This window comes from Streptoalloteichus hindustanus (genome assembly GCF_900129375.1).
GTDB classification, from domain to species: domain Bacteria; phylum Actinomycetota; class Actinomycetes; order Mycobacteriales; family Pseudonocardiaceae; genus Streptoalloteichus; species Streptoalloteichus hindustanus.
This window is the reverse complement of sequence record NZ_FQVN01000009.1, coordinates 1-25689: the sequence shown is the minus strand read 5'-3', so window position 1 is coordinate 25689 and position 25689 is coordinate 1. Positions and strand designations below refer to the sequence as shown.

Sequence of the window (25689 nt, the reverse complement as noted above, 5' to 3'; positions counted from 1 at the left end):
GTTTCTCCTTTCTCCGGTTGGGTTTCACGTGCCCGCGGCCGGTTCGACCTCGGTGGGACGGGGCGCCGCGCGGACGGCGGGGCGGAAGGGCGCGGAGGCGGCCGGCAGCCGCAGGAGGAGCTGGGCCACCAGCCGGTCGCCGGGGGCGTGCGCGGTGTCCGAGACCGCGGCCTGGTCCGGGGTCGGCAGCATCTCCTCCACGAGGATCTCCTCGACGTCGGGCGCGGCGAGCAGGCGGTCGACGATCCGGACCGCGGGCAGGCCGGCCAGGTCGACCGGCACCGGACGGGCGGCGGCGCCGGGCGCGGCGAAGACCCACCGGGGCACGCCCCGCCGCGCCATGAGCCGGGAGAGCACGCGGAGCTTGTCCACCGTCGTGGCACCGGCCGGCCACAGCTCCGCCCGCCGCACCCGCCACTGGGCGGGGCACAGGACCAGGTCGTCCTCGATCTGGACCCGGGGCAGGTGGTCGCGGGTGGGGAAGGCGGCCAGCAGGCCGCTCCACCGGATTCCCCGTCGGGACCCCTCGGGCGCGGCGGCGCGCAGCAGGGCCATGACGATGTCCCACGGCGGTAGGGGAACCCGGGTCGCGTGGTACATCGGCCACACGACCTGCCCCTCGGCCTCGGCGACCGCGCGGCCGTCGACGAGCCGCAAGGTGATCGCGTGCAACGGCAGGTACCTCGGCCGGGCGTCGCCCGGCTGGGTGCTGTCCGACCGGTCGGGGGGCGGGTGGTAGGCGCGGTGGTCGGGGTCGCCGGTCCACAGGTCGGTGTAGCGGGGCCGGCGCACCGCGTTCGCCGCGCGCTCGGACAGGGGCGGCACCAGGACCTCCACGAACCGGCCGCCGTCGCGGCGCTCCCGGTCGCGGAGGAAGGCGCGGTAGTCCGCGACCAACGCGGGCTCGCCGTGCAGCTGGCCCAACCCGTCGGCGAACCGGGCGTCGGTGGTCGCCGGCGCGCTGGCGGTCTCCAGCACGGCCAGCGGCCCGCCGGACGGGAGGGGGCGGAGCATGAGGTCCAGCGGCCAGTCCGCGTCGATCTCGGGGGTCCCGGTCGCGCCGACGGCTTCCAGTAGCCGCGCGTCGATCCGGATCGGGTCCTCGCCGCGGTCGCAGCGGTCGGCGAGGCAGGCCAGCAACCGGGCGTACCCGGAGTCGGGGCGGTCGGCGCGCGGCCAGTCCCTGGGTGCTCCCTCCGGGGCCGGTGGCCGCTGGTCGCGGTGCTCCTGGAGGTATCGTCGCACCAACTCGGGGACGGTCCGGCGGCGCTCGTCGAGCAGTTCCAGCACCGGATGCCTCGGCCGCTTCCGTTCCCGCTGGATCAGGGCGGCGAGCCGGAGCGCCGGCGCCGTCGCCTGCCGCACCCGCTCGACCGCGCTCGCCGAGACGACCGCGCGGACCTGCCGGTAGACGTCCACGAACGCGGAACCGTCCTCTGTGGACGCTCCGGTGGGCGAGTGCCGCCAGTCGGACAGGAGGTTGGTGACCCTGGCGGCGCGCTGCACGACGCCGAGCTGGACGAGGTGGTCCAGGAACGCGGTGAGCGTCGCCACGGCCCCCGGGTCCCGGGTCCTGGCCCCGAGCAGTTGGGCCAGCACGTCGTCGCGCTCGCGCGGTCCCCCGGCCAGCGCCCGACGGACGGCGTCGAGCACCGGGGTGTTGCGCAGCCGGACCTCCCGCGTGTGGGTTCCGCCCCGCTGGTCGACGACCCAGCAGACCAGGTCCTCCCCGTCCAACCAGTGCAGTCCGGTGAGGGAGACCTCGCCCTGCCCGGACGCGGCCCCGTCCGCCGGGTCCGGCCGCGACGTGTACACGTTGGACACCTGGTGCACGGCGTACCGGGCGGCGACGGGCTCCGATCCGTCTCTTGTGGACAGAAGGCGCCGGTCGCCGTCGTCGCGGGTGCCGGCCGTGTCGGTGATGTCGACCAGCGCGACGTGCCCCAGCCACGTGCGGGGCGTTGTCTTGACCGCTCCCCGGCCGATCAGCCGCCACAGGTAGTCGCCGCGCTGCCGGAGCCGCTTGTCGTCCCAGTCCTCGCCGGCGGCCAACCGGCGCTCGACGTCGGCCAGGGCGTCCGGGGCGTCGTGGGCGAGCGCCGCCGCGCCGGCCGGCGACGAGCGGAGCAGCCGCCAGGGCAGGCCGCGCAGGCGGACCTGCTCCGCCGCGATCTCGCTCGCGATGTGCGCGTCGAGCGCGTGGAGCCAGCGGGACCGTTCGGCGAGCGACCGCAGCTCGGCGGCGATCCGAGGCCCCGGATCGGGGAGCAGGCCGATCCGCTCGACCAGCGCCGCGTGCTGGTCCCCGTCGACCGGGAGGCCGTGGTGCAGGGTCCGGCGCAGCGCGATGAGCCGGACCCGGTCCTGGTCGGCGAGCTCCCGCAGGGGGACCAGGCGCTCGCCGATCCGCTCGGCGAGCCGGGCGGCGCTCCGACGGTAGTCGTCCGCCGACCGGTCGGACTCGGCCAGCAGGGAGAACAGCCGGGGGCAGCCGCCGGCCAGCCACAGCCGCACCGGCAGGCCCGCCAGCCGGAGCAACGCCGCGCCCTGGTCTCCCCGCCGGTTATCCGACACCGTCCCCGACCTCCCCGACCTCCGCGGGTTCCTGGCCGGGACTGGCGAGCGCCTCGGCGAGCAGCGACTGGCGCGCCGCCGTCAACCGGCCCCGGTTCCAGTGGAAGACCACGTAGAACGCGGCGGCCCTGCGCGGTCCGACGTCGGCGTGCTCGGTGTGGAAGTACTCGGCGCGCCACCGGTGCCCCACGTCCAGCGCGGCCGCGCGGTGCCGCTCGGCGACCCGCTGCGCCCAGCGCGGCAGGCGGCGCAGCAGCGCGTCGGGCCGTTCCCACATCCGGCGGATGCCCTCCGCGGCCGAGGCCAGCCCGGCGACCGCGCGGGCCTCGGTGGGGAACTGGCGCCCGGTCTCCCACTGCACCCGGCGCCACACGTCCCGGTGCTCCCAGCCGACGATCTCCAGCCCGTCGAGGACGGCGCGCAGCAACAACAGGGACATCGCCCACGGCGGCGCGGCGTCCTCCCCGCCCTCCGGCCCCGGCGCGGCGGCCGCGTGCCGGTGGATCTCCAGCCAGGCGAGGGAGTCCGCGGTGAACAGCTCGTGCACGTACCGCATGGAGACCGGCCCGCCGAACAGCTGGGTCTCCGGCTCGTACACGGCGGGCAGGACGGTCTGCGCGGTGCCGCGGGCGCGCAGCTCCTCGGCCCAGCCCAGCACCCGGCGGTGCAGCTCGGTGAACCGGCCGGGCGCCGCCTGGAAGCGGAGTCGCAGACCGGGGGGCTTGTGCATGAAGAAGAAGTTGACGGCCAGCCCGTGGTCGAGGAGTTCCCCCGCGATGTCGGCGATCAGCCCGGGGAGGACGGTCTGGGCGTCCGGCCGCGCGGCGAGGCCGACCTGCGTCCACTCCCGCTGCTCGGCCCCGGCGCGGAGCGCGGCGAGGCCGGCGGCCACGAAGGCGCGGTGGGCGTCGGCGAGCTCGGCGTCGCCCTGGCCGGCGCCGCGCGTCGTCTCCAGGCAGCCGGTGAGGAAGTCGGCCAACGAGAACTCACGTTCTCCCACCGGCACGGGGTAGTCGGGAACCTTGCTCACCAACTGGTTGCTGGCTGTCATGGGAACACCCTCGGTAATGGCGATGAACTGAGCATGACTCCCTTGTCGGGACGGCGAAACCGCAGGCAGCCCAATCACCGGATCGGGAGGGCGGCCGCTGGTGGCAACTTCACCTGAAGGAGGGGAGGCGGCCGTCGCTCTCACCCGAAGTCACCGAACGCGGTCTCGATCCCTTGGCGCAGAGCGGTTTCCGGGTCTTCTCCGGGTCGCGGGAGATCGTCCGGCGGAGCGGAGATGCCGTCAGGGCAGCACGTTCGTCGGGATCGGCGCTCGCTGTGACGGGCCGGATGCCGATCTCCGGCCACTGCGGAGCGCCGGTGTGGTCGGGCGCGCGGTGACCGAGTCGGTATCACTCACAAGCAGTCATCCACAGTGGACACTCACAGCGACGACCGCCACCGGCGTGCCGCCTCGGCTACGCCGTGAGCTGGGCGGCCACGGTGGCGCCCAGGTTCCAGCACGCCTCCAGATCGGCCTTGCCGGGATCGCCCATGACCACCACCGGGTCGGCGACCTTCTGCCAGCCCAACCCCGTGGTCACGCCCTCGACGCTGCGCACAGCGCCCTCGGTGCCCTGGTTGCCGTGCACGTACAGGCCGTACGGCCGCCCGCGCGTGGAGTCCAGGCACGGGTAGTAGATGAGGTCGAAGGCGTGCTTCAGCGCGCCGCTCATGTAGCCCAGGTTCGCCGGAGTGCCCAGGAGGAAGCCATCCGCCTCCAGGACGTCGACCGCCGTGACCGCCAGGGCCGCCCGCCGCTCGACGTCCACGCCCTCGATCTCCGGCGTGGTCGCGCCGGAGACGACCGCCTCGAACATCGCCTGCAGGTGCGGGGAGGGCGTGTGGTGGATGATCAGCAGCCGCGGCACGCCTCGGGAGCCTGCCCGCCTCGCCGCCGGTCCGCAACAGTGGCCGTGCGCAGCAGTCGTTGTGATCGACAGAGGTTTTGATCAACGTTGACGGAACCGGCTTCTCGGTGGGGCGTCCCCAGGAGGGAGGACACAGACCGGGAGGAGTCCCAGTGGTCGTCGCACAGCCCGCGCGGAGGCGGTCCCTCGCTGTTCGAGGATGGTCGGCGGTCGCAGGTGTGAGCCTGCTGGTCGCGGGTTGCGGCGCGAGCGACCCCAGGAAGTACCCGCCGCATCCGGAGGAAGACGTCACGCGCGGCATCGAGACGCTGGAGGAGGCGCTCCACCGCTACGCCATCGACCTGCCGTGCCAGGACGGGCTGCGGTGGTTCTCGGACGAGAACATCATCGGCTCGGGTGGGGTGCTCTACATCAGGCTCACCCCGTCCGACGCCTGCCTGCGGTCCCTCGTCTCGAACCTCGGCGGCGACCCGGCTGGCGAGCGGCGGGTGCGGGACGAAGGGACGTGGAGCCTGCCGCAGATCCCGTTGAACCTCGACTGGCGTTTCCCGCCCGACCACGACCTCGGCACGTACAAGGTGCCCCAGCGCATGGGCGGGGCCAGGAACCACGTCACGAACACTCACCTGATCGTCGACCACACCGAGGTCCCGATGACGGTGTTCCTGGTCTCCCGCTCGCCGGACTCCTAGCTGTTCTCCGGCCGCGCTGTTCTCTCCGGCCGCGCTGTTCTCTCCGGCCGCCCCGGTCAGCTCGTCAGGAGGCCGATCCCGAGGGTCACCACGCCGGCGGCCAGCGCGGCGGCTCCGACCCACAGCACGGCGATCAGCCGGTTGGGGCGGGTGGCGCCCGGGCTGAGGGAGGACGCGAAGAAGCCGGCGGACATGAGCACCGCCGCGGCCGGGACGCCGAGGCGGGCGATCCAGCCCAGCGCGCCGTCGAGCCGGGTGGCGTCCGCGAGCACCAGGCAGACCAGGCCGAGGGTGACCAGGACGCCGGCGTGCGCGTGCCCGGCCCTGGCGAACGCCTTCTGGAAGTCGGTCAGGGGCACTCGTCCGGCGGTCACCTTCGTGAGGTACCAGCCACCGACCTCGATGGTCACCACGGTGAGCAGGACCAGGCCGGCGACCAGGCGGGACGGGGTGCTGAGCACGAGCGTCTGCATGGGGTCCTCCGCGCGGAGCAGCAATCAGAACGCCGTTATAGAACACCGTTACGAAACGGCAGTCAAGGCCCGGTGGCAGGATTCGGCCCCGTGGAGAGCGTGGGTCTCGACCAGGCGCGGGTGTACGCCGTTCCGATGCGGACGCGGTTCCGCGGCATCACCGTGCGGGAGGGCGTCGTGCTGCCCGGTCCGGTCGGCTGGGGCGAGTTCTGCCCCTTCCCGGAGTACGACGACCGGGAGTCCGCGAGCTGGTTGGCCACCGCGCTGGAGGCCGCCGGGCGGGGCTGGCCCCCGCCGGTCCGGGACCGCGTCCCGGTCAACTGCACCGTCCCGGCGGTCGGGCCGGAGCGCGCGGCGGCCATCGTCGCCGCCTCCGGCTGCCGCACGGCCAAGGTGAAGGTCGCCGACCACCCGGACTCCGCGGCGGAGGACGCGGAGCGGGTGGCCGCGACGCGGGACGCCCTCGGGCCGTCCGGCCGGATCAGGGTGGACGCCAACGGCGCGTGGGACGTCGACACGGCGGTCGCGCGCATCCGCCAGCTCGACCGCGCGGCGGGCGGGCTGGAGTACGTGGAGCAACCCTGCCGCACCCTCGACGAGCTGGCCGCGGTGCGCCGCCGGGTCGACGTGCGCGTCGCCGCCGACGAGTCGATCCGCCGGGCGGAGGACCCGCTGCGGGTCGCGGTGGCGGGCGCCGCCGACGTGGCGGTGATCAAGTGCACGCCGCTGGGCGGGGTGCGCCGCGCCCTGCGGGTCGCCGAGGCGTGCGGGCTGCCGTGCGTGGTGTCCTCGGCGTTGGAGACCAGCGTGGGGCTGGCCGCGCAGGTGGCGCTGGCCGCCGCGCTGCCGGAGCTGGACTTCGCCTGCGGGCTGGGCACGCTCGCGTTGTTCGACGGCGACCTCGTCGCCGACGGGCTGCGCCCGGTCGACGGCGAGCTGCGGGTGCCGACGGCCCCGCCCGCGCCCGACCCGGAGCTGCTGGCCGCCGCCGAGATCGTCGACGACGAGCGCCGCGCGTGGTGGCTGGACCGCCTCCGGCGGACGCACGCCGTGCTCACCGCCGGGGGCGGCCCCGAGCTGTGAGAACGGGGCTGTCACCAGCGGCGGAGCGCTGTGGCGTGATGGCCCTTGGTGTGGTGGCGCTGTGGTGTGATGGCGCGGTGAGTCGCGCCGTGGAAGAGACCAACCGCCGGATGCTCCGGGCACGGGACGCGATGGACCGCGCCTACGCGCAGCCGCTGGACGTCCCGGCCCTGGCGCGGATCGCCCACGTGTCGGAGGCGCACTTCACGCGCACGTTCCGCGCCACGTTCGGCGAGACGCCGCACCGCTACCTCCAGCGCCGCCGGGTCGAGCGGGCGATGTTCCTGCTGCGGGAGACCGACCGCAGCGTGACGGACATCTGTTTCGAGGTCGGCTTCGGCAGCCTGGGCACGTTCAGCCGCACGTTCCGCGACATCGTCGGCCGGTCGCCCAGGGAGTACCGGAAGGAAACGACGGCCTCGGGCGTGCCGACGTGCTTCGTGATGGCGTAGGCCCGCCCGAGCGCCTGAAGGTTCCGCCCTCGCCAACGCCGTCCGGCAACCGAGCAGTTTTGGATAAGTTTTCGTCCGGACCTCGCCAGTAGCGTTACTCCCATGTTCAACGCCATCACGCACTCGCAGATCTACGTCCTCGACCAGGACGAGGCCCTCGACTTCTACGTCGGCAAGCTGGGGCTGGAGGTCGCCGCCGACATCGACATGGGCTTCATGCGCTGGCTGGCCGTCAGCGTCCCCGGCCACCCGGAGCGCCAGATCCTGCTGGAGAAGCCGGGCGCGCCGGCCATGTCCGAGGAGACCGCGCAGCAGGTCCGCGACCTGGTCACCAAGGGTGCGATGGGCGGCTGGCTCATCCTCACCACGGAGGACTGCCGGGGCACCTACGAGAAGCTGCTCGCCAAGGGCGTCGAGTTCACCGAGGAACCGACCGAGCGCCCGTACGGAATCGACTGCGGCCTCCGCGACCCGTTCGGCAACCGCATCCGTTTCACGCAGCCGAAGGCCTGAGGCCCGAACCACGGGGTCACGAGCGGGAGTCGAATCCCGGTGACGGAAACCTTGCCGGGAAAGGAGAAGAACCGCTCGGCTTCGGATCTTCGCCTGGTTCCGGGAGAAACGCGGAAAGCCGATCTCCAGGTTGGTCCTAGCGGGCGGCGGGCAGGTCGGCGAGGGCCTGGCGGAGCAGGCGGTCGCCGTCCCGCTCGACCACCCGGTGCGGCTGGTCGGTCAGCACCGCCAGGGCGGCCAGGTGCCCGGGGCCCGGCCGGAGGTCGTGCAGCGTGACCGGGGAGTTCAGGGGCTCGGCCGCCGACCACCGCACGAGCCGGGGCGGTTCGGTCGGCGCCGACAGCTCCACGGCGCGGGTGGCGATCGCCAGCCCGTGGCCGGTCGCCTTGAGCACCGCCTCCTTGCGCGTCCAGTAGGTGAAGAAACCGGCGTGCCGCCGGTCCTCCGGCAGCGCGTCGAGCGCCGACAGCTCGGCGGGGGAGAGCACGTGCTCGGCCAGCTCCGGCTCGGTGCGGCGGCTCAGCTCCTCGACGTCGACCCCGAGCTCCACACCCCTGGCCACCGCGAGCACGACCCGGTCGCCGGAGTGGGAGAGCGAGAAGTCCAGCCCGGACTCCGGCGTGAGCCGGGGCTTGCCGTGGCCGGCCCCACAGTGCCGGCAGACGGTGGAGAAGGCCAGCTCGGCCGGGCGACGCCCGACGAGCGGGGCGAGGACGAGCCGGATCAGGGCGTGCCCGGCGACGTAGCGCCACCGGTCGGCCTCGCGCAGGAAGCGGTCGTGGCGTCGGCGCTCGGCCTCGTCGAACAACCCGACGAGACCGGCCAGCGCGGCGTCCGGGCGCGCCCACCAGACGTGGCACTCGTCCGCCGGCAGCTCCTCGTGCTCCGCCATGTCCCCACCCTCCAGCTCATCGACGGCACGACGCTAGCGGGGTCGGCAACACGCGCGCAGTGATCGCCTTCACCCCGACGACGAAGGCGCCTGCGCCGCCGCACGAACGAGAAGGGGGACGACGCGGAGCTGGACGGGGGAGCCCGTCGGTATGGTCCGGGCGTGTCGCCACGTGAGCTGATCGTCCTGGGCACGGCCAGCCAGGTGCCCACCCGACGGCGCAACCACAACGGGTACCTGCTGCGGTGGGACGACGAGGGGCTGTTGTTCGACCCGGGCGAGGGCGTCCAACGGCAGATGCTGCTGGCCGGGGTGGCCGCCTCGGACATCACCCGGCTGTGCCTGACCCACTTCCACGGCGACCACTGCCTCGGGGTGCCCGGCATCGTCCAGCGGTTGTCGCTGGACCGGGTCGCACACCCGGTGCACGCCCACTACCCGGCCTCCGGACGGGAGTTCTTCGCCCGCCTCCGGCACGCCTGCGCCTTCTACGAGACGGCCGACCTCCGGGAGGTCCCGGTCGAGAGGGACGGCCCGGTCGCGACCGGGCCGTTCGGCGTGCTGGAGGCCCGCCGGCTGGACCACGGAGTGGAGTCCTTCGGGTACCGCCTTGTCGAGCCGGACGGACGCCGCATGGTGCCGGAACTGTTGGCGCGCTTCGGAATCAGCGGACCACGGGTCGGCCAGCTCCAGAGAGCCGGCTCCCTGGAGGTCGACGGCCGCACGGTGGCCCTGGCGGAGGTGAGCGCACCGCGACCGGGCCAGCGCTTCGCGTTCGTCATGGACACCCGGCTGTGCGACGCGGTCTACGCGCTCGCCGACGGCGTCGACCTCCTGGTGATCGAATCAACCTTCCTGGACGAGGACCGCGCGCTGGCCACCGACTACGGCCACCTCACCGCCGCCCAGGCCGCCCGGGTCGCGGCGGAGTGCGGGGTGCGCTGCCTGGTGCTCACCCACTTCTCCCAGCGCTACGACGACCCGACCCGCTTCCACGCCGAAGCGGCCGAGCTGTTCGACGGCGACATCGTGGTCGCCGAGGACCTCACCCGCATCCCCGTGCCGGCCCGCCGGATCGTGCCCGCCTAAAGTCCGGCGAGCACGAGCACTCCAGCCCGCCCATCCACGCCGCATGGGAACGATCTCACCCAGGAAGGGCGGGCGACGCCGAGCTCAGCCCTCCGCGCCGGGAAGGTCGAGCCGGCCGGCCTTGGTGCTCCGCACGAAGGACTTCCATGCGGTGGAGTGGAAGGCCAGCGCTGGTCCAGCAGGATTCTTGGAGTCCCGCACCCCGACCGGTCCGGTCAGGTCGGCCACTTCAACGCACTGTCCGCCGTTGGGGCCGCTGTGGCCGCTCTTCCGCCACATCATCGCCAGGTTGGCGACTTCCAAGCACTGTCCGCCGCCTTGCCCACTGTGGCAGCTCTTCCGCCACAGCGGAGCCAGGTCGGCGACCTCGACGCAGTTGCCGCCACCGTTGCCGCTTCGGCTGCTTTTCCGCCACCGAACCGCAAGCCGGGCAGTTCTCATCGGAGCTCCTTCGAAGCCTTGAGGAGGGCGGGTGTTGCCGTGTTCAGCTCTCCGTGCTGGGGAGGTTGAGTCGGCCGCTCTTGGTGGTCTGCATGAAGGATGTCCATGCGGTGGGGCTGAACGCCAGTGCTGGTCCGGTGGGGTTCTTGGAGTCCCGTACCCCGACTGGTCCGGTCAGGTTGGCCACCTCGACACACTCGCCGCCGTTGGGGCCGCTATGGCTGCTTTTTCGCCAGAGCGGGGCGAGGTCGGCGACCTCGACGCATGCTCCCCCATTGGGGCCGCTGCGACCGCTCTTCCGCCACTTCGGATCGGGACTGGTTGCCTTGGGGACATGGCTCGCGCTCATCCAGGCTCCTTCAAAGCCTTGGGGAGGGCGGGTGTTGCCGTGTTCAGCTCTCCGTGCTGGGGAGGTTGAGCTGGCCGGTCTTGGTGTTCCGTACGAAGGATGTCCACGCAGTGGGGTTGAACACTAGTGCCGGTCCGGTGGGATTCTTGGAGTCCCGCACTCCCACTGGTCCGGCCAGCCCGGTCACCTCCACGCACTGTCCGCCGTTAGGGCCGCTGTGGCTGCTCTTCCGCCACAGCGGAGCCAGGTCGGCGACCTCGACGCAGTCTCCGCCGCCGTGGCCGCTCCGTCTACTTTTCCGCCACTGCACTCCACGGAGGGAGACCGAGAAAGTAGCGCTTGTGCTCATCCGAGCTCCTCCAGCAGCGAGTTGATCAGTTTGATCGATGCCTCCGGTGCGAGGGCTCGCCGGCTGAGCTCCACGAAGTCAGCGCGAAATCTGCTGAGCTGCTCGGACTTCTCCAGGTAGAGACCGCCGCCCTGGTTTTCCAAGTACACAACGCCGGGATCTCCCTCCTGCGGGAAGCCCAGCCACTTGAAAGAACCGAGCTGACCTCGGTGCTCACCTCGCGCGAAGGGCATCACCTGAAGAGTGATCGTAGGGCCCTCATCCAGCGTGGCCAAGTGTCGAAGCTGGTCACGCATCACCTGAGGGCTGCCGACTCGACGACGTAGCACGGACTCATCCAAGATCGCGTGGAGTCGAAGGGGATTCTCTCGGCGGCGCAACGCTTCCTGCCGGCGCAGTCGGGTAACGACCTGCTCGTTGATGGCGCTGTCGTTGACAGTTGCTCCATCCGTGATCACTGCTTCGGCATAGCCCTGCGTTTGGAGGAGGCCGGGGATGTAGCCCATGTCCCAGGAGTGGATCTCGCTGGCTCCCCACTCCAGGCCGACGTAGAACGAGAACCAGGAGGGGATGGCCTGGCTGCCGTCCCACCAGCCCTTCTCGCGGGACGCCTCCCAGATGCGGAGGTACCACTCGACCCGCTCCGGTGGGACCCCGAGGAAGGGCAACGCGATCTCCAGGTCGGTCGCGTTGAACGTGTTCCGCATGCTCTCCAGGTGCGTGATCTTCGTTGAGGCGCACCGGAGGCGCTTCGCGACGTCGGACTGGGTCATGTTGGCGGCCTCGCGGAGGCGGCGGAACTCCTGGGCGAGCCAACGTCGGCCGACCGTCGGGCTGAGCAGTGGGACTGCTTCCGGAGGCGTCTCGGCCACGGCGGGTCCTTTCGGCGTCGGGGACAGGCAAGTTTGCCCGTGTGCCCGCCAGGACCGACAAGTCACCCCATTGGGCAACTTCACCAAGTAAGTCTTACTGCCTACCCTTCGGTGTGACAGTGATCACCACGTTTGAGGAGGGGTGATGTCGCACAAGCTGGTGTTGCTGGAGGAGCACAACCCGGGCCGGCTCGGGTGTTGGTACGAGACGCGCGCCGAGAAGGAGGTCGACGCGGCGGACGTGCCGACCGAGGGGGCGGACCGCTGGATGCACGAGTGGGCGGTCGAGATCATGGGCAAGCAGGAGTACCGCTACGGCTCGTACTGCGTGGTGCTCGTCGAGCGCGAGCTGGACCACGTCGATCCCTACTTCTGCGAGGACCGCGAGGACGTCTACTGGTCCGGCTGGTGTGAGCTGGTGCCGGTCGAGTGAGGGTGGTTCGCGGCGTCACTCGTGGGTGGGCAGTGCGGCGAGCGCCGTGACCAGGGGGGCCAGCTCCGGTCGGGCGTCGGCCTCGTCGAGGGCCTCGCGGAGCGCCGCGTCGTGGGTGGGGCGCGCCCTGGCCAGCAGTTCCCTGCCGGCGTCGGTGACTTCGGTGTAGATGCCGCGCCGGTCGGTCTCGCACAGGAACCGGCACAGGAGGCCGGCCTTCTCCAGCCGGCCGACCAGTCGGCTCACGGCGCTCTGGCTGAGCACCACGGCGTTGGCGAGCTGCTGCATCCGCATGTGCCAGTCGTCCTGGCGGGACAGCACCTCCAGCACGGAGTACTCGCTCACGCTGAGCTGGTGCTCCGCCTGGAGCACGCGCTCCAGGTGACTCTCGATCATGGCGTGCAGCGCGGCGAGCGTGCGCCATCCCTGGGCGCGCACCTCGGCGGCGGTGTCGTCCTTGAGCATCGCCGAGCCTCCTTCGTCCCCGGGGCCCATGCGCGTGCAACACGTGCACCTGCACAGACCGCTCTGCGGACCACCCTACGCGGCGGCGGGCGCGGAACGACCCGGCCCGGACGAATCCGGGCCGGGCCTGGCGTCCGGCGGTCGCGTCGGGTCAGGGGCGGATCACTCGAAACCGCGCCCGCCGTGCGGCACGTGGGCCAGAGCCGCCGCGTGCTCGTGGATCTCCCGCGCGGGCTCGGCCGTCGGCAGCGCCCGCGCCTCGGACGGGAACGCGTCCTTCGCGTGCAGGTCCTTCACCAGGTCGTCGATCATGCTCGGCTTGGCCCACGGCATGAGGAAGACGTGGACGTAGTCGAGTTGCGGGCTCTTCGGGTCGTCCGGGTTCAGCTTCAGCGACTCCGACGACAGCGACCACTTCGCGATGATCCGCTCGTTGGGCCGGCGGAACCGGACGGTCAGCGCCAGCGGAGTGCGCGCGACCATGAGGTCCCTGCCGAGCGTCTTCTGCAGCCGGAGCAGCTGTTGCTCGGTGTAGTGGGCCATCCGCTGGGCGTCGCGGATCATCGAGATCTGCTTGTCGTAGGAATGCTGCGCGAGGTAGTCCCAGAGGACGATCGGGGAGAACCCGTTGCGGGACCCGGCGAAGGTGGTGTCCGGCGAGCCGATGTAGGCCGGGTTGTCCGGCGGCCGCATCTGGAACTTCACCTTGGTCATGAAGACCCCGCACGGCCAGGGCGAGCCGATCCACTTGTGGCCGCTCATCGCGATCGAGTTGACCATGTCGTAGGTCCTCCCGGTCTCCTGGTCGCTGACCGTGAGCCCGAAGTCGAACTCCGGGATCGGGACCTCCGGCACGTACTCGTAGTTCGGGTTCTCCGCCGCCATCCGCAGGAACGGCAGGTAGGCCGCGCCGAGCGCGCCGTCGATGTGCAGCCAGAAGCCGCGCCGCCGGTCCGTGAGCGGCTTGGCGTCCTTGCCCTTGCCGTACACGACCTCACGTTCCAGCAGGCCGTGCTTCTTGAAGATCGGGAAGAGCCGCTCGGACACCGCGCGTACGTCGTCGTAGGCGCCCTTGAACGTGGAGCCCAGGTTGAGGTTGACCAGGATCGGGTGGCCCTTCGCCGCGAAGAACTCCACGAGCACGGCCAGCTTCTCCACGTCCACGCAGCCCGGCCCGTCGGCGGAGAACCCGGACTCGCCGGCCGCGGAGGGGACTTCCTTCGGCCAGGGCTTCCCTGGAGCCAACGGGTTGTCCTTCGGGTACTTCGCCGTGCCGAGGGCGTAGAAGGTGTCGACGCTGAGCACCCGCATGGCCTTGGTCAGCGAGTAGTGCGAGTCCTCGGAGAAGAACGCCACGGGGTGCAGCGCGTTCTCCTTCTGCTCCGCGGACAGGTGCTCCGGCGGCGCGGCTTGGACCCACAGCAGTCGGGGCTGTTGCGCCGTCGACTCGGGATCGGTGATCAGGGCTTTGCCGGCCAGGTAGTCCCGCGCGTTCCACAGGCCGTACAGGTTGCCCTCGGTACAGCCCATGCTCAGCGTGTAGCCCCAGTAGGACTCGGGGTCCGTCTTGTCGTGCGGCCACTTCGCGTTCCACAGCGCCGCGTAGTAGTCGAGCACGGACCGCTCGACGACCTTGCTGTTGACCTTGAAGTTGCCGGCGGTGAACGGGTCGCCGACGTTGTTGACGTGGCTCTCCATGAACCGGGACAGGTCCAGCCGGTAGTGGTCCTGGTCCTGGTTGGCCTGGTACCCGAGGAAGTGGTCGCGCTTGCGCGTCACGTACTCCTCAAGTTCGAGGATCGCCGCGTGTCGCTTCTCCGGGCTCAGCCCGGTGGGCGGCAGCTCGAAGACGTTCGGCGGCAGGTCGTCGCGCGGGTAGACGTCGCGGGGGTTGGCGACCGGGTCGCTGATCATCGCCGGGTGCCCGTTGGACAGCCCCTCCGAGCGCAGCATCTCCGACCACGGGACGCCGTCGGGGCCGTAGGGGAGGTCGGGGTGGGTCTGGCGCTCGCGCCTGGCCTGCGTCATCGGGAACCTCCGGTGGGTGGGATGAGACCGCCGGCGGTTGCCAGCAGGATCGCCTCGGCGAGCGTCATCGCCGACAGCTCGCGGTAGCTGACGCTCTCGTTGGTGCCGTGGATGCGGGCCTTCGGCTCCTCGCAGCCCCACAGCACGATGTCCGCGTCCGGGTTGAGCTTGTGGAAGGAGTCGACGAGGGGGATCGACCCGCCCTGACCGGTCTGCTTGGCCTCGTCCTGCTCGTACGCGCTCGCGATCGAGCGCATGGCCATGCGGTAGTACCGGCCGTCGGTGTTCGCCTTGTAGCCGGCGCCCGCGCCGGCGAACTCGACCTTCGGTGTGACGCCCCACGGCCGCTGCGCGTCGAGGTGCTTCTGGAGCGCCTGTCGGGCCTGCTCCGGGTCCTGGGAGGGCGCGAGCCGGACGCTGATCCTGGCCTTCGCGTGCGGGGTGAGGACGTTCGTGCTGCTGGCCCAGGGCTTCGGCCCGTCCAGCCCGACGACGTTGATCGCCGGCCGGCCGAACAGCCGTTGGGCGAGGGTCCCGCTCCCCACGAGGGGAACGCCGTCCCGCACGCCGGCGTCCGTGCGGAACCGCTGCTCGTCCACCGGTTCCCACGGGAAGTCGTCGTCGTGGGCCAGGCCGGGCACGGCCACGTCGCCCCGGTCGTCGTGCAGGGTGGCGAGCGCCCTGACGAGCACCGTGAAGGCGTCCGGGGCGGGGCCGCCGTACATCCCGCTGTGCACCGACTGCCCCAGCGTGTCGACGGTGACGTCGAAGATCGCGATGCCCCGGAGCGTGGAGGTGACCGTGGGGACGCCGACCGCGAGGTTGCCGGTGTCCGCCACGATGACCAGGTCGGCGGTGAACCGGTCGTCCTCCGTCGCCGGGTCGGCGAGGTAGCCCTCCAGGATTCCCCTGCCGATCTCCTCCTCGCCCTCGAAGACGAACTTGAGGTTGACCGGCAGTCGTTCCTGGAGCGCCTTCCAGACCCCCAGGTGCACGACGATGCCGGACTTGTCGTCGGCCGCGCCGCGTCCGTAGAGGCGGGTGTCGTCGCCGTCCGGCTTCTCGGTGGGCTTGAACGGCTCGGTGTCCCAGCCGTCCTGCTTCGCGGCGGGCTGCACGTCGTAGTGCGAGTAGATGAGGACGGTCGGCGCGTTCGCCCCCGGGAGCTGGCAGGGTTCGTGCGCGAAGACCAGCGGGAAGGTTTCCCTGCCCTGGTAGGTGATCGTGTCGCGGTGGGCGGATGACACCCCGGCGTCCCGGAACATCTGGACGACCGCGTCGCAGCAGTCCCCGATCTCCTGGGGTGGTGGGCTGACGTCCCTGCTGACGGAGGCGATCCCGACGAGGCTCTTCAGCGCCTCCCGTTGTGACTCCGCCTCCTGCCGGGTCCGTTGCCTGAGCTCGTCGACGTCGACGTCGAGGTCGGCGACTGGCGTCCGGGTCGTCTGACCCATGGTCCTCCCCTTGCTGCGCGGTGTTCGGGTGCGGGCGGTGTTCGAGTTCGGCCGATCTCCGGCGGTTCGCTGTTCTCGTCCTCAGTGGACAGTCCGCTGAGGACAGGAAGTCTGGACGCGTTCGGTCCCGGCGCCACGGGGGACGCCGCGAGGGCGGAAGGTGGGTGGTGAGGCCGGCGCAGTCGGTGGTCTCCGCGCGCTCGGCGCCTCGGTCCTCGGGTTGTGCCCCCGAGCCTTCTCAGCCGGCCGGCCGCCGGCAAGGGAGCCCCCGGAAGATCACTCCGAAGTTGACCTTTCTCGGGGGGTTGGCTCCGCTCCGTGAGGTGGTTGGCGCGAGGTTGCCCCGTGCCAACTGCCCGAACGACGGGAAGCACGCCCCGGCCGTGATCACTCGATGCGGTGAGGTGGGTCGGGGTGGCCAGGGGCGGCCGAGGGAGCCGCAACCTTTTGCGAGAGGTAACAACCGGTCAGGGCTGTGGTCCAGGTCACCTGTTCGGCTGTGGCTGCAAGTATTTGCAGTCACTAGCGTCGCCGGGCATGAGGGCTGACGAGGGGAGCGACATGGGCGGCGGCGTGCCGGAGCGGCGGGAACCGGACCGGCGGTGGTGGCGGGACGCGGTGATCTACCAGGTCTACATCCGGTCCTTCGCCGACGGCAACGGCGACGGGATCGGCGACATCAACGGCATTCGCGGCCGGCTGGACTACCTGGCCGACCTCGGCGTCGACGCGTTGTGGATCAACCCGTGGTACGTCTCGCCGATGGCCGACGGCGGCTACGACGTCGCGGACTTCCGGCGGATCGATCCGGTGTTCGGTTCGGTGGCCGATGCGGTCGCGCTGTTCAAGGAGGCGCGCGAGCGGGGCCTGCGGGTGATCGTCGACCTGGTTCCCAACCACACCAGCGACCAGCACGCGTGGTTCCAGGAGGCGCTGCGCTCCGCGCCGGGCGGCCGGGAGCGGCGGCGCTACCACTTCCGCGACGGCCGCGGCGAACGCGGTGAGCTGCCGCCGAACAACTGGCGCAGCGTCTTCGGCGGTCCGGCGTGGACCCGGGTGCCGGACGGGCAGTGGTACCTGCACCTGTTCGCGCCGGAGCAGCCCGACCTCAACTGGGAGAACCCGGAGGTGCTCGCGGAGTTCGACGACGTGCTGCGGTTCTGGCTGGACCGGGGCGTCGACGGGTTCCGGATCGACGTCGCGCACGGCATGGCCAAGGACGGCGCCTACCCGGACGAGGTGGTCGAGACCGTGCCGGGGCTGTTCACGCACGTCGAGGGACGGGACCACCCGTACCTGGACCGCGAGGACGTGCACGAGATCTACCGCCGCTGGCGCGAGGTGCTCGACTACTACCCCGGCGAGCGGATCGCCGTCGCCGAGGCGTGGGTGTCCCCGCCGGAGCGGCTGGCCAGGTACGTGCGGCCGGACGAGCTGCACCAGGCGTTCAACTTCGACTTCCTGCAGCGGCCGTGGGTGGCCGAGGAGCTCAGGGCCGGCATCGACCTGGCGATCTCGGCCAACGGGTCGGTCGGCGCCACGCCGACCTGGGTGTTGTCCAACCACGACGTGGTGCGGGTGGCCAGCCGGCTCGGCCTGCCCGCCGACGTCGACCCCAAGAAGTGGCTGCTGACCGACGGTCGGGAACCGGCGGTGGACGCGGGTCTGGGGCTGCGCCGGGCGCGCGCCGCCGCGTTGCTGACCCTCGCGCTGCCCGGGTCGACCTACGTCTACCAGGGCGAGGAGCTGGGTCTGCCGGAGGTGGCCGACCTGCCGGCCGAGGTGCTCCAGGACCCGATCCACCGGCGCAGCGGTGGCGCGGAGAAGGGGCGGGACGGCTGCCGGGTCCCGCTGCCGTGGACCGCGGACGCGCCGGGCTTCGGGTTCGGTCCGGGCGGCGAGTCCTGGTTGCCGCAGCCGGCCGACTGGGGCGCGCTGTCCGTCGCCGAGCAGCGCAAGGACGAGGGTTCGACGCTGCGGCTCTACCAGACCGCGCTCCGGCTGCGCCGGCAGTTGCCGGTGGAGGGCGAGCTGGTCTGGTCCGAAGACGCCGCGGCCGCCCCGGCCGACGTGCTGGTCTTCCGGCGTGCCAGCGGGTTTCGCTGCGTCGTGAACCTGGGCGCCGAGGCGGTCGAGCTGCCCGCCCACGACCGGGTGTTGGTGAGCAGCGTGCCGCTGGAGCGGGCGGGCGACCGCGTCCTGCTGCCCTCGGACGCCGCCGTCTGGCTCGCCTGACGTCCCTTTCGTCCGCTGTGCCCGTGTGGTGATCTCGCCGCACGGGCACAGCTTTTTGTGCACTCTCCGCGATCGGATCGGGACGTGCTGTCGCTCCATCGTGCGTGACGGCGGCCACGGGGTCTTCGCAGGGTGATCTAATGAGGTTAGGCTTACCTCACTCATCACCCGATCGAGCGAGGAGACGTGATGCGAGCTGCGGTGCCGGGCCCCGTCTCGCGGGAGTCGGGCGGTCGGGTGACCGCCGAGCCGCTGGTCTCCCCCGCCGCGCTGGCCGAGCGGATGCCGGTGACCGACCGGGTCGCCGACACCGTGCTCGCCGCCCGCGAGGCCACCTGCCGGGTGCTGGCCGGAACGGACGACCGGCTGCTCGTGGTGGTCGGCCCCTGCTCGGTCCACGACGTGGCCGCCGCGATGGCGTACGCGCGGCTGCTGTGGGACATGTCCGAGGAGCTGGCCGACGACCTCCTCCTGGTGATGCGGGTCTACCTGGAGAAGCCGCGCAGCGCGCTGGGCTGGCCGGGGCTGCTGACCGACCCGTCGCTCGACGGCGGCTTCGCCGTCCACAGTGGACTCAGCTCGGCGCGCGAACTCATGTTGGCGATCACGGAGCTGGGCCTGCCGATCGCCGTCGAGTGGCTGAGCCCGATCACGCCCGCCTACCTCGGCGACCTCGTGACCTGGGGCGCGATCGGGGCCAGGACCGTGGAGAGCCAGGTGCACCGGCAGCTCGCCAGCGGCCTGCCGATGCCCGTCGGCATGAAGAACGCGACGTCCGGCTCGGTCCAGTCCGCTGTGGACGCGATCCGCGCGGCGGCGGCGCCGCACGCCTACCTGGGCATCGCCGACAACGGCGCCCCGGCGATCCTGCGCACGAGCGGGAACCCGCACTGCCACGTCGTGCTGCGCGGCGGCTCCGGTCGTCCCAACTACTCCGCCGAGGACGTCCGTGAGACGCGGCGGCGGTTGCGCGCGGCCGGCCTGCCGGAGCGGGTCGTCATCGACGCCAGCCACGGCAACAGCGGGAAGTGCCACGAGCGGCAGCGCGCGGTGGCCGGCGAGATCGCCGAGCGGATCGCCGCCGGCGAGGACGGGGTGCGCGGGCTGCTGCTGGAGAGCTTCATCGTCTCCGGCCGGCAGGACGTGGTTCCCGGAGAGCCGTTGGTGTTCGGCCAGAGCGTCACCGACGCCTGCATGGGGTGGGACGCCACCGCGTCGCTGCTCCGCTCACTGGCCGTCGCGGTGCGCGAGCGGCGGCGTCACGCCCAGCCGCTGGTCAGCGTGATCAACCCCGTCGCCAGCGAGCCGAGCCAGCACGCGTAGTCGTGCCCGCCGGCGTGCTCGGCGTAGCTGACGTCATATCCCTTGTCCCCCAACACGTTCCGGAGGTGTCGCGTGGCCGGCGTGAGGATCCACTCCTGAGTCCCCACCTCCAGGTGGATTCGGAGGGGTAGCGGGGCGGATTCCGCGAACTGGCCGGCGAGCCAGTGCGGCTCGCCGGCGCCGTCCGGTCGCCACCAGACCGAAGCCGACTGCGCCAGCAGGTTGCCGAACCGCTCGGGGGCGCGCAGCCCGGCGTACAGGGCGGTGAGGCCGCCGAGGCTCTGCCCGGCGATGACCGTGCGGGCCGGGTCGTCGGTGACCCGCCAGCGGCGTGCGGCCCAGGGGAGCAGGTCGTCGCGCAGGAAGCCGAGGAACGGGTCGTGGCACCCGAGGTCGCGCCAGCGGGTCTGGTTGTCCACCGCGTCGGGCATCACCGCGACCAGCGGGGGCAGTCGGCGCTCGGCGACGAGGTTGTCCAATGTGGACTGGATGGGCAGCGCGTCGCCCCACATGTCCCCGTCGAGCAGCACCAGGATCGGGTACTCGACGTTCGGGTCGTGGTCGGGCGGCAGGTAGGCCCACACCTTCCTGTCCGCGCCCAGATGTCCACTGTGGACTATGTGGGTCTCCACCCTGCCCCGGGGAGCTCCCGGTCGCGGCGCGGCCCAGGGTTGTGGCGGCGCGTCCGGCAACTCGGCGACGGACCGGGGCGGCGCGCCCCACCGCGCCGGAAGCCGGCGGTGGTTGAGCGGGTCGGGCTCGGCCATCAGCCCGAGCATTCGCCACATGCGGTGCCCGGTCGTCGCGCTGTTCGCGTCCTCCACGGCGGGCGGGTCGGGAAACGGCTCGTCCAGGGCGACGAACTGGTAGCTGCCGCGCCACTTTCCGGACATCCGGTAGCTGCGGTGCCACACGTCGGTGCCGGGAATCCGCGTGAGACGGCTCTGGGGGAGCACGCTGCGGTCGGTCACGCAGTTGGCGAGGAGGAGCACCTCGCTGGTGCGCGTTCCCGCGTCGCGCCAGAGGAAGGTGACGACGCGGTGGTCGAGATCGCCCGCGATCGGCTCGACCAGCGGTGTGCCCTCTCCGGCGACCTCGGCCCAGAACCGGGGGAGGGCGTCGGGAGCCCCCGAGGCGAGATCCCGTTCCAGCTCCGCGATCCGTGGGCTGACCGCGAGTTCGGGCGGGGGCATCGGGGTGCGGGGCGGGGCCGGGGGCGTCATGCCCCGACCGCCTCCGCCTCTGTGACCGTCGTGGCCGGAGTGGCCGGGGCGGGGGCCGGCACGACCACGGGCGCGCCGTCGGCCGGAGCGCGCAGGATGTCGGCCTCGATGTCGTAGAGCGCCCGCACCAGGTTGGCGTCCACCACCTCGCGGGGCGGCCCGGCGGCGACGATCCGGCCGGCCCGCATCGCGACGAGGTGGTCGGCGTAGCGGGCCGCCGAACCCAGGTCGTGCAGCACCATCACCACGGTGCGCCCGGTGGCCGCGACCGACCGGGCCAGGCCCAGAACCTCGACCTGGTGGCCGAGGTCGAGCGCGCTGGTCGGCTCGTCCAGCAGGACCACCGGCGTGCGCTGGGCCAGGGTCATCGCGATCCAGCACCGCTGCCGCTGACCGCCGGAGAGCTGGTCGAGGCGGCGTTCGGCGAGGTCGGCCACGCCGGTCGCGGCCAGCGACTCCCCGACGATCCGCTCGTCCTCGCGCGACCACTGCCGGAACAGCCCCTGGTGCGGGTGCCGACCGAACCGGACCAGCCCGGCCACCGTGATGGCCTCCGGCGCGCGCGGCGACTGCGGGAGCAGCGCGACGCGGTGCGCGGCCTGGCGGGGGCGCAGCCCCCAGATGTCGGCGTCGCCGACGAGCACCCGGCCCGACTCGGGCCGGTGCAGGCGGGCGAGGGCGCGCAGCAACGTCGACTTGCCGCAGCCGTTGGGTCCCACGACGGCCACCACCTGGCCCGACGGGATCCGGAGATCCACCTCGTCCACGGCGACGAACCCCGGGTAGCCGGCCCGCAGCCGCTCCACGACGAGTTCCACTAGAACCTCCTGTTCGACTTGTCGCTGAGCAGGACCCACAGCAGGAACGGCCCGCCGAGGACGTTGGTGACGACGCCGACCGGCAGCTCGTGCTCCGTGGCGATCCTGGCCAGCGTGTCGGCCAGGACCACCAGCACGCCGCCGACGAGGGCGGAGCCGACCAGCGGGACGCGGGCCGGGCCGGCGAGGCGGCCCGCCACGATCGGGGCGGCCATGGCCACGAAGGCGATCGGCCCGCCGACGCCGACCGCCAGGCCGGCGAGCAGGACCGCCATCGCCAGGACGTACATCCGGGCGCGGCGCAGGTCCGTGCCCAGGGTCGCGGCCACGTCGTCGTCGAAGCGGAGCACCGAGAGCTGCCGGCCGGCGAGCACCGCCAGCGGGAGCAGCACCGCGAGCGCGACGCCGACCGGCACGGCGATCTCGTACCCGCGCGCGTTGAGGCTGCCGATGGTCCAGGTGAAGATCGCCGACGCGGTGTGCAGACCCTGTTGCGTGAGCACGAGATCCGTGATCGCGCGCACGGTGGCGGTCAGCGCGAGGCCCACCACGAGCACGCGGTACCCCCTGCTGTCCGCGCCGCCGGCGGCCAGCATCACGAGCGCGCCCGCGACGACCGCGCCGACCGGGCCGAGCCACCAGTCGCCGATCATCCCGGCGGTGCTGCCGGCGACCGCGACCAGGATCGCCACCGTGGCCCCGTCGGTCACGCCGAGCAGGTCGGGCGTGGCCAGCCGGTTGCGGGACAGCGTCTGGGTGAGGCAGCCGGCGAGGCCGAGCGCCGCGCCGGCGAGCAGTCCCGCCACGACCCTGGGCAGCCGGAACTTCTGGACCAGGAGCACCGCGTTGTGGCCGCCCTCGCCGAACAACGCGTTCAGCGCCTGGCCGGGCGTCAGGTGGCCGGCGCCCACGAGGGTGGAGCCGACGACGGCCAGCGCCGCGAGCACCCCGAGGCCCAGCGCCGCCAGGCTGGCGCGGCGGGGCAGCAGGACGGAGAGGGCGCCGCGCCGGAGGACGACGCTGTCCGGGGGCGGGGGGACCGGGTGCTCCATCACGCCTCCGTCCGCAGGGTCATCAGCCGGCGGGACCGGGCGATGAGGACCAGCGCCGGCCCGCCCACGATCGCCAGCAGCACCGAGACCGGCGCCTCGTACGGCCGGATCACGACCCGGCCCAGCACGTCGGCGGCCAGCAGGAGGACGATGCCCGCCATGCCGGACACCACGACCTGCGCGAGCATGCGCGGGCCGGCGACCGCGCGGGCCAGGTAGGGCGCGAGCAGGCCGAGGAAGGCGATCGGGCCGGCGAGGGCGACCGCCGCGCCGGCCAGCAGCGTCACGACGACCGCCACGACGACGCGCACGAGGCCCGGCCGGTGGCCGAGGGCGCGGGCCGCGTCGTCGCCCAGGTGCAGCGCCGACAGCGGCCGGGCCACCAGGACGGCCGTGAGCAGCCCGATCCCGATGGCCGGCAGCATCCGCAGCGTCAGGCTCATGTCCACACCGGACAGTGAGCCGAGGACCCAGAACCGGTACTGGTCGTAGGAGTTGGCCTGGCGCAACAGGATCGAGCCGGTGAGGCCGCGGAAGGTGGCGCCGAGCGCGGCGCCGGCCAGCACGAGCCGCAGCGGCGAGACGAGCGCGCCGCCCACCCTGGCGATCATCAGCACGAGCGCGCTCGCGACGGCCGCGCCGGCGAAGGCCCAGACCAGGTAGCCGTACCCGCTCTCCACGCCGGCGTAGGCGATGCCGAGCACGACGCCGAGCGCCGCGCCGGCGTTGACGCCGAGCAGGCCCGTCTCGGCGAGCGGGTTGCGGGTCGCGGACTGCAGCAGCGTGCCGGCGACGCCGAGCGCGCAGCCCACGAGGACCGCGGCCAGGGTGCGGGGGACACGGAGCGTGGTGATCACCATCTGTAGGTGGGAGTCCGCGCGCGCGGCGGCGTCGCCGAGGACGTAGTCGATGACGCGCCCGCTGGGGATGTCCCCGGAGCCAACCAAGATCGAACTGGTGACGAGGGCGATGGCGAGCACCCCGAGGCCTGCCGCCACCGGGCCGACGGCCGTCCGGCGGCGTTGCCGCCGCACCGGCGCGTCGGTTGCAGTATGTGATACATCATCGTCTGGTTCACACGACCGGCGTACCGATGACAGGGGCATGAGGAGAGGCTAACCTAACCCACCGTGCACAGCCGAGGATGGCGCTTCCTCATCCCCGGGACCGTGTCCCGGCCGACGTCCGCGCGCCGCTCGGCGTCCCCCGCCGGGTCCCCGGTGGCGTCCCCAGTGATGTCCACAGTGGATGGTTGTCGCCGGGCGGCCGGCTCGGGCGTGCGCGCGTCGGACCTTCACTGTCGGAGAGGAACCATGACCGCTTCAGCTCGACTCTCCCGCCGCGGACTGGGCCTGGTCGCGGCCTCCCTCGCGGCGCTCGTCGGCCTGTCCGCCTGCTCGTCGGGGCAGTCCCCGGTGACCGGGGGTCAGGACGCCGGTGGCAAGCGCACGATCACGGACGCCCTGGGCAAGCAGGTCGAGGTGCCCGCGAACCCGCAACGCGTCCTCGCGCTGAGCGAGCAGGACCTCGACGCGGTGCTGGCCATGGACGTCAAGCCGGTGGGCACCGTCAACGGGCGCGGCCAGAAGACTCCGCCGCGCTACCTCGGCGACCGGCTCAAGGACATCAAGGTGGTCGGGGACCTCAGCACCCCGTCGATGGACAAGGTCGTCGAGTCCACCCCCGACGTCATCCTCGCCGGCGGCGTCACCGACGAGAACGTGCTCAACCAGCTCCGCCAGGTCGCGCCGACCGTGGTGACCTTCAAGCTGGAGACCGACTGGAAGACGGCGTTCCGCATCGAGGCCGACGCGCTGAACAAGGCGGACAAGGCCAAGGCCGTGCTGGCCGACTACGACCGGAAGGTCCAGGAGGTCAAGGGCAAGCTCGGCCCGAACGCGAACGCCGAGGTGAGCATCGTGCGCTGGAACCCAAAGGGCCCGGGCACGATGCAGACGCAGCAGTTCGCCAGCCTCGTCGTCGCCGACCTCGGCCTGCGCCGCCCCGCGGCCCAGCAGGAGCCCGGCTTCAGCCACGGCTCGCCGCTGAGCCTGGAGGCGCTGGCGAAGATGGACGGCGACTGGCTGTTCCTGGGCACCCTGACCCCGGACGGCGAGGCCGTGCAGGCCATGGAGCAGGCCCGCAACATGCCGGCGTTCCAGCAGCTCAAGGCGGTCCGCGACAACCACCTGGTGGCCGTCGACGGCTCCCTGTGGACCAGCAGGGGCGGCCCGCTCGGCGCGCTCGCGGTGGTCGAGGACGTCAGCAAGGCCATGGCCAAGTCCTGATCCCGGCTGCACGCGCCCGCTGACCCGAGGCCGCCCCCGGCCCGGGTCGGCGGGCGTTGTCGTCTGTCGCCCCGCCGCGTCGGGACGCCCGTCGAGGCGTCCGGACGCGGCGGGTTCTCGTCTGTGCGGACGAGCGCGGTATCTGCCGTTCGCCCCGTCTTTCCTTTCTGGCACAGCACACGCGAGCAACGCGGCACCGGCTCCGACCTGGGGCGGTGCCCCGTGAGGCCGATCACTCATTCGCAGTCACACGATGGAGTGAACTTAGGTTAGCCTCACTTCACATTTGTATTCCGGGCCGTCCGCCGCGGACCTCCCTGGTCGCACCGCCCCGAGCCGAGTCCCGGGGCCGGGCCGGGAGCCCGCGCGGCCGGCGGGGACGAGAGGGACACGAGCGTATGGACGGCAACGGCATCGCGGGCGGGGTCGCCCTGGTGACGGGCGCCGGTCAGGGCATCGGCGCCGCCGTGGTCCGGGCACTGGCCGGGTCCGGGGTCGCGGTCGCCGCGCTGGACCGGGATCCCGCCGGCGTCACCGCCCTGGCCGAGGAGCTCACCGAGCAGGGGTTCCAGGTCTCCCCGTTCGTCGCGGACGTGAGCGACGTGGCGGCGGTGGAGTCGGTGGTGGACCGGGTGGAGCGGGAGTTGGGGCCGCTGGGGATTCTGGTCAACG

General features: G+C 72.4%; 26 protein-coding genes and 1 pseudogene. 10 read left to right on the top strand and 17 right to left on the bottom strand.

All coding sequences use genetic code 11. The features are described 5' to 3' along the window. Positions 1–24: 24 nt before the first annotated feature. The 3 genes from BUE43_RS24790 to BUE43_RS24780 form a co-directional block, all read right to left on the bottom strand. A complete protein-coding gene (locus BUE43_RS24790; protein WP_143174362.1) occupies positions 25–2574 on the bottom strand; it encodes a lantibiotic dehydratase in 2550 nt (849 codons plus the stop codon). Continuing rightward, complete coding sequence (locus BUE43_RS24785; protein ID WP_073487574.1) at positions 2564–3625, bottom strand: thiopeptide-type bacteriocin biosynthesis protein; 1062 nt, start codon at positions 3623–3625, stop codon at positions 2564–2566. Before BUE43_RS24785 ends, BUE43_RS24790 begins: the two co-directional genes overlap by 11 nt. A 415-nt stretch (positions 3626–4040) precedes the next feature. Then, positions 4041–4493, bottom strand: coding sequence for a flavodoxin family protein (locus tag BUE43_RS24780; RefSeq protein WP_073487572.1), 453 nt, complete (start codon positions 4491–4493; stop codon positions 4041–4043). Positions 4494–4711: 218 nt separating this feature from the next. On the opposite strand from BUE43_RS24780, the gene BUE43_RS24775 reads away from it, so the two are divergent. Continuing rightward, positions 4712–5185, top strand: coding sequence for a hypothetical protein (locus BUE43_RS24775; RefSeq protein ID WP_073487570.1), 474 nt, complete (start codon positions 4712–4714; stop codon positions 5183–5185). Between the two features lie 56 nt (positions 5186–5241). On the opposite strand, the gene BUE43_RS24770 is transcribed toward BUE43_RS24775, so the two are convergent. Further along, the gene (locus BUE43_RS24770) at positions 5242–5658 is read right to left on the bottom strand and encodes a hypothetical protein (RefSeq protein ID WP_073487568.1); all 417 of its coding nucleotides are present in this window, start codon (positions 5656–5658) and stop codon (positions 5242–5244) included. Positions 5659–5748: 90 nt separating this feature from the next. On the opposite strand from BUE43_RS24770, the gene BUE43_RS24765 reads away from it, so the two are divergent. The 3 genes from BUE43_RS24765 to BUE43_RS24755 all read left to right on the top strand — a co-directional run bounded on the left by BUE43_RS24765 (position 5749) and on the right by BUE43_RS24755 (position 7706). Then, the gene (locus tag BUE43_RS24765) at positions 5749–6741 is read left to right on the top strand and encodes an o-succinylbenzoate synthase (protein WP_268844441.1); all 993 of its coding nucleotides are present in this window, start codon (positions 5749–5751) and stop codon (positions 6739–6741) included. 110 nt (positions 6742–6851) lie between these two features. Continuing rightward, on the top strand, positions 6852–7193 hold the full coding sequence (locus tag BUE43_RS24760) for a helix-turn-helix domain-containing protein (protein WP_200797669.1): 342 nt from the start codon (positions 6852–6854) through the stop codon (positions 7191–7193). Between the two features lie 102 nt (positions 7194–7295). Further along, a complete protein-coding gene (locus BUE43_RS24755) occupies positions 7296–7706 on the top strand; it encodes a VOC family protein (RefSeq protein WP_073487564.1) in 411 nt (136 codons plus the stop codon). Between the two features lie 136 nt (positions 7707–7842). Here BUE43_RS24755 and BUE43_RS24750 read toward each other — a convergent pair whose 3' ends face one another. Continuing rightward, positions 7843–8598 carry a 4'-phosphopantetheinyl transferase family protein gene (locus BUE43_RS24750; protein ID WP_073487562.1) on the bottom strand — a complete coding sequence of 252 codons (756 nt, stop codon included), beginning with the start codon at positions 8596–8598 and terminating at the stop codon, positions 7843–7845. A gap of 162 nt (positions 8599–8760) precedes the next feature. Here BUE43_RS24750 and BUE43_RS24745 point away from each other — a divergent pair, with 162 nt between their 5' ends. Continuing rightward, the gene (locus tag BUE43_RS24745; protein WP_073487560.1) at positions 8761–9687 is read left to right on the top strand and encodes a ribonuclease Z; all 927 of its coding nucleotides are present in this window, start codon (positions 8761–8763) and stop codon (positions 9685–9687) included. Between the two features lie 84 nt (positions 9688–9771). Here BUE43_RS24745 and BUE43_RS24740 read toward each other — a convergent pair whose 3' ends face one another. From BUE43_RS24740 to BUE43_RS24725, 5 genes and pseudogenes are all read right to left on the bottom strand, one after another. After that, positions 9772–9990 carry a DUF397 domain-containing protein gene (locus tag BUE43_RS24740; protein ID WP_327083490.1) on the bottom strand — a complete coding sequence of 73 codons (219 nt, stop codon included), beginning with the start codon at positions 9988–9990 and terminating at the stop codon, positions 9772–9774. 54 nt (positions 9991–10044) lie between these two features. Then, positions 10045–10128: pseudogene (locus BUE43_RS35345) on the bottom strand (DUF397 domain-containing protein); the annotation flags it as partial. Between the two features lie 43 nt (positions 10129–10171). Further along, the gene (locus BUE43_RS24735) at positions 10172–10477 is read right to left on the bottom strand and encodes a DUF397 domain-containing protein (RefSeq protein WP_073487555.1); all 306 of its coding nucleotides are present in this window, start codon (positions 10475–10477) and stop codon (positions 10172–10174) included. 43 nt (positions 10478–10520) lie between these two features. Further along, positions 10521–10826, bottom strand: coding sequence for a DUF397 domain-containing protein (locus BUE43_RS24730; protein WP_073487553.1), 306 nt, complete (start codon positions 10824–10826; stop codon positions 10521–10523). Continuing rightward, positions 10823–11698 carry a helix-turn-helix domain-containing protein gene (locus tag BUE43_RS24725; protein ID WP_200797665.1) on the bottom strand — a complete coding sequence of 292 codons (876 nt, stop codon included), beginning with the start codon at positions 11696–11698 and terminating at the stop codon, positions 10823–10825. The genes BUE43_RS24730 and BUE43_RS24725 overlap by 4 nt, the downstream gene beginning before the upstream one ends. A 145-nt stretch (positions 11699–11843) precedes the next feature. Between BUE43_RS24725 and BUE43_RS24720 the strand changes: the two genes are divergently transcribed. Beyond that, complete coding sequence (locus BUE43_RS24720) at positions 11844–12131, top strand: hypothetical protein (protein WP_073487551.1); 288 nt, start codon at positions 11844–11846, stop codon at positions 12129–12131. Positions 12132–12146: 15 nt separating this feature from the next. Here BUE43_RS24720 and BUE43_RS24715 read toward each other — a convergent pair whose 3' ends face one another. From BUE43_RS24715 to BUE43_RS24705, 3 genes are all read right to left on the bottom strand, one after another. Further along, positions 12147–12596, bottom strand: coding sequence for a MarR family winged helix-turn-helix transcriptional regulator (locus BUE43_RS24715; RefSeq protein ID WP_073487549.1), 450 nt, complete (start codon positions 12594–12596; stop codon positions 12147–12149). Between the two features lie 162 nt (positions 12597–12758). Continuing rightward, positions 12759–14624 (bottom strand): PLP-dependent aminotransferase family protein, encoded by a 1866-nt coding sequence (locus BUE43_RS24710; RefSeq protein WP_073487547.1) that lies wholly within the window; start codon positions 14622–14624, stop codon positions 12759–12761. Beyond that, positions 14621–16078 (bottom strand): M20/M25/M40 family metallo-hydrolase, encoded by a 1458-nt coding sequence (locus tag BUE43_RS24705; RefSeq protein WP_073487545.1) that lies wholly within the window; start codon positions 16076–16078, stop codon positions 14621–14623. The genes BUE43_RS24710 and BUE43_RS24705 overlap by 4 nt, the downstream gene beginning before the upstream one ends. Before the next feature lie 561 nt (positions 16079–16639). Between BUE43_RS24705 and BUE43_RS24700 the strand changes: the two genes are divergently transcribed. Both BUE43_RS24700 and BUE43_RS24695 read left to right on the top strand, forming a co-directional pair. Next, positions 16640–18313 carry a glycoside hydrolase family 13 protein gene (locus BUE43_RS24700; RefSeq protein WP_073487543.1) on the top strand — a complete coding sequence of 558 codons (1674 nt, stop codon included), beginning with the start codon at positions 16640–16642 and terminating at the stop codon, positions 18311–18313. A 189-nt stretch (positions 18314–18502) separates the two neighbouring features. Beyond that, on the top strand, positions 18503–19636 hold the full coding sequence (locus BUE43_RS24695; protein ID WP_073487540.1) for a 3-deoxy-7-phosphoheptulonate synthase: 1134 nt from the start codon (positions 18503–18505) through the stop codon (positions 19634–19636). Here the strand turns inward: BUE43_RS24695 and fes are convergent. The 4 genes from fes to BUE43_RS24675 are packed head-to-tail and all read right to left on the bottom strand — an operon-like array spanning position 19573 to position 23727. Further along, complete coding sequence (gene fes / locus BUE43_RS24690) at positions 19573–20859, bottom strand: enterochelin esterase (protein ID WP_073487538.1); 1287 nt, start codon at positions 20857–20859, stop codon at positions 19573–19575. The two genes, BUE43_RS24695 and fes, sit on opposite strands and share 64 nt — an antisense overlap. After that, a complete protein-coding gene (locus BUE43_RS24685) occupies positions 20856–21677 on the bottom strand; it encodes an ABC transporter ATP-binding protein (protein WP_073487536.1) in 822 nt (273 codons plus the stop codon). Before BUE43_RS24685 ends, fes begins: the two co-directional genes overlap by 4 nt. Next, positions 21677–22729: a FecCD family ABC transporter permease gene (locus BUE43_RS24680; RefSeq protein ID WP_073487534.1), complete on the bottom strand. Its 1053-nt coding sequence runs from the start codon at positions 22727–22729 to the stop codon at positions 21677–21679. Before BUE43_RS24680 ends, BUE43_RS24685 begins: the two co-directional genes overlap by 1 nt. Beyond that, the gene (locus tag BUE43_RS24675; RefSeq protein WP_073488062.1) at positions 22729–23727 is read right to left on the bottom strand and encodes a FecCD family ABC transporter permease; all 999 of its coding nucleotides are present in this window, start codon (positions 23725–23727) and stop codon (positions 22729–22731) included. Before BUE43_RS24675 ends, BUE43_RS24680 begins: the two co-directional genes overlap by 1 nt. Positions 23728–24042: 315 nt before the next feature. Between BUE43_RS24675 and BUE43_RS24670 the strand changes: the two genes are divergently transcribed. Continuing rightward, positions 24043–25017 carry an ABC transporter substrate-binding protein gene (locus BUE43_RS24670; protein ID WP_073487531.1) on the top strand — a complete coding sequence of 325 codons (975 nt, stop codon included), beginning with the start codon at positions 24043–24045 and terminating at the stop codon, positions 25015–25017. A 398-nt stretch (positions 25018–25415) separates the two neighbouring features. Then, positions 25416–25689 (top strand): SDR family NAD(P)-dependent oxidoreductase (locus tag BUE43_RS24665; protein ID WP_143174361.1); only part of this gene is annotated, 274 nt, incomplete at its 3' end.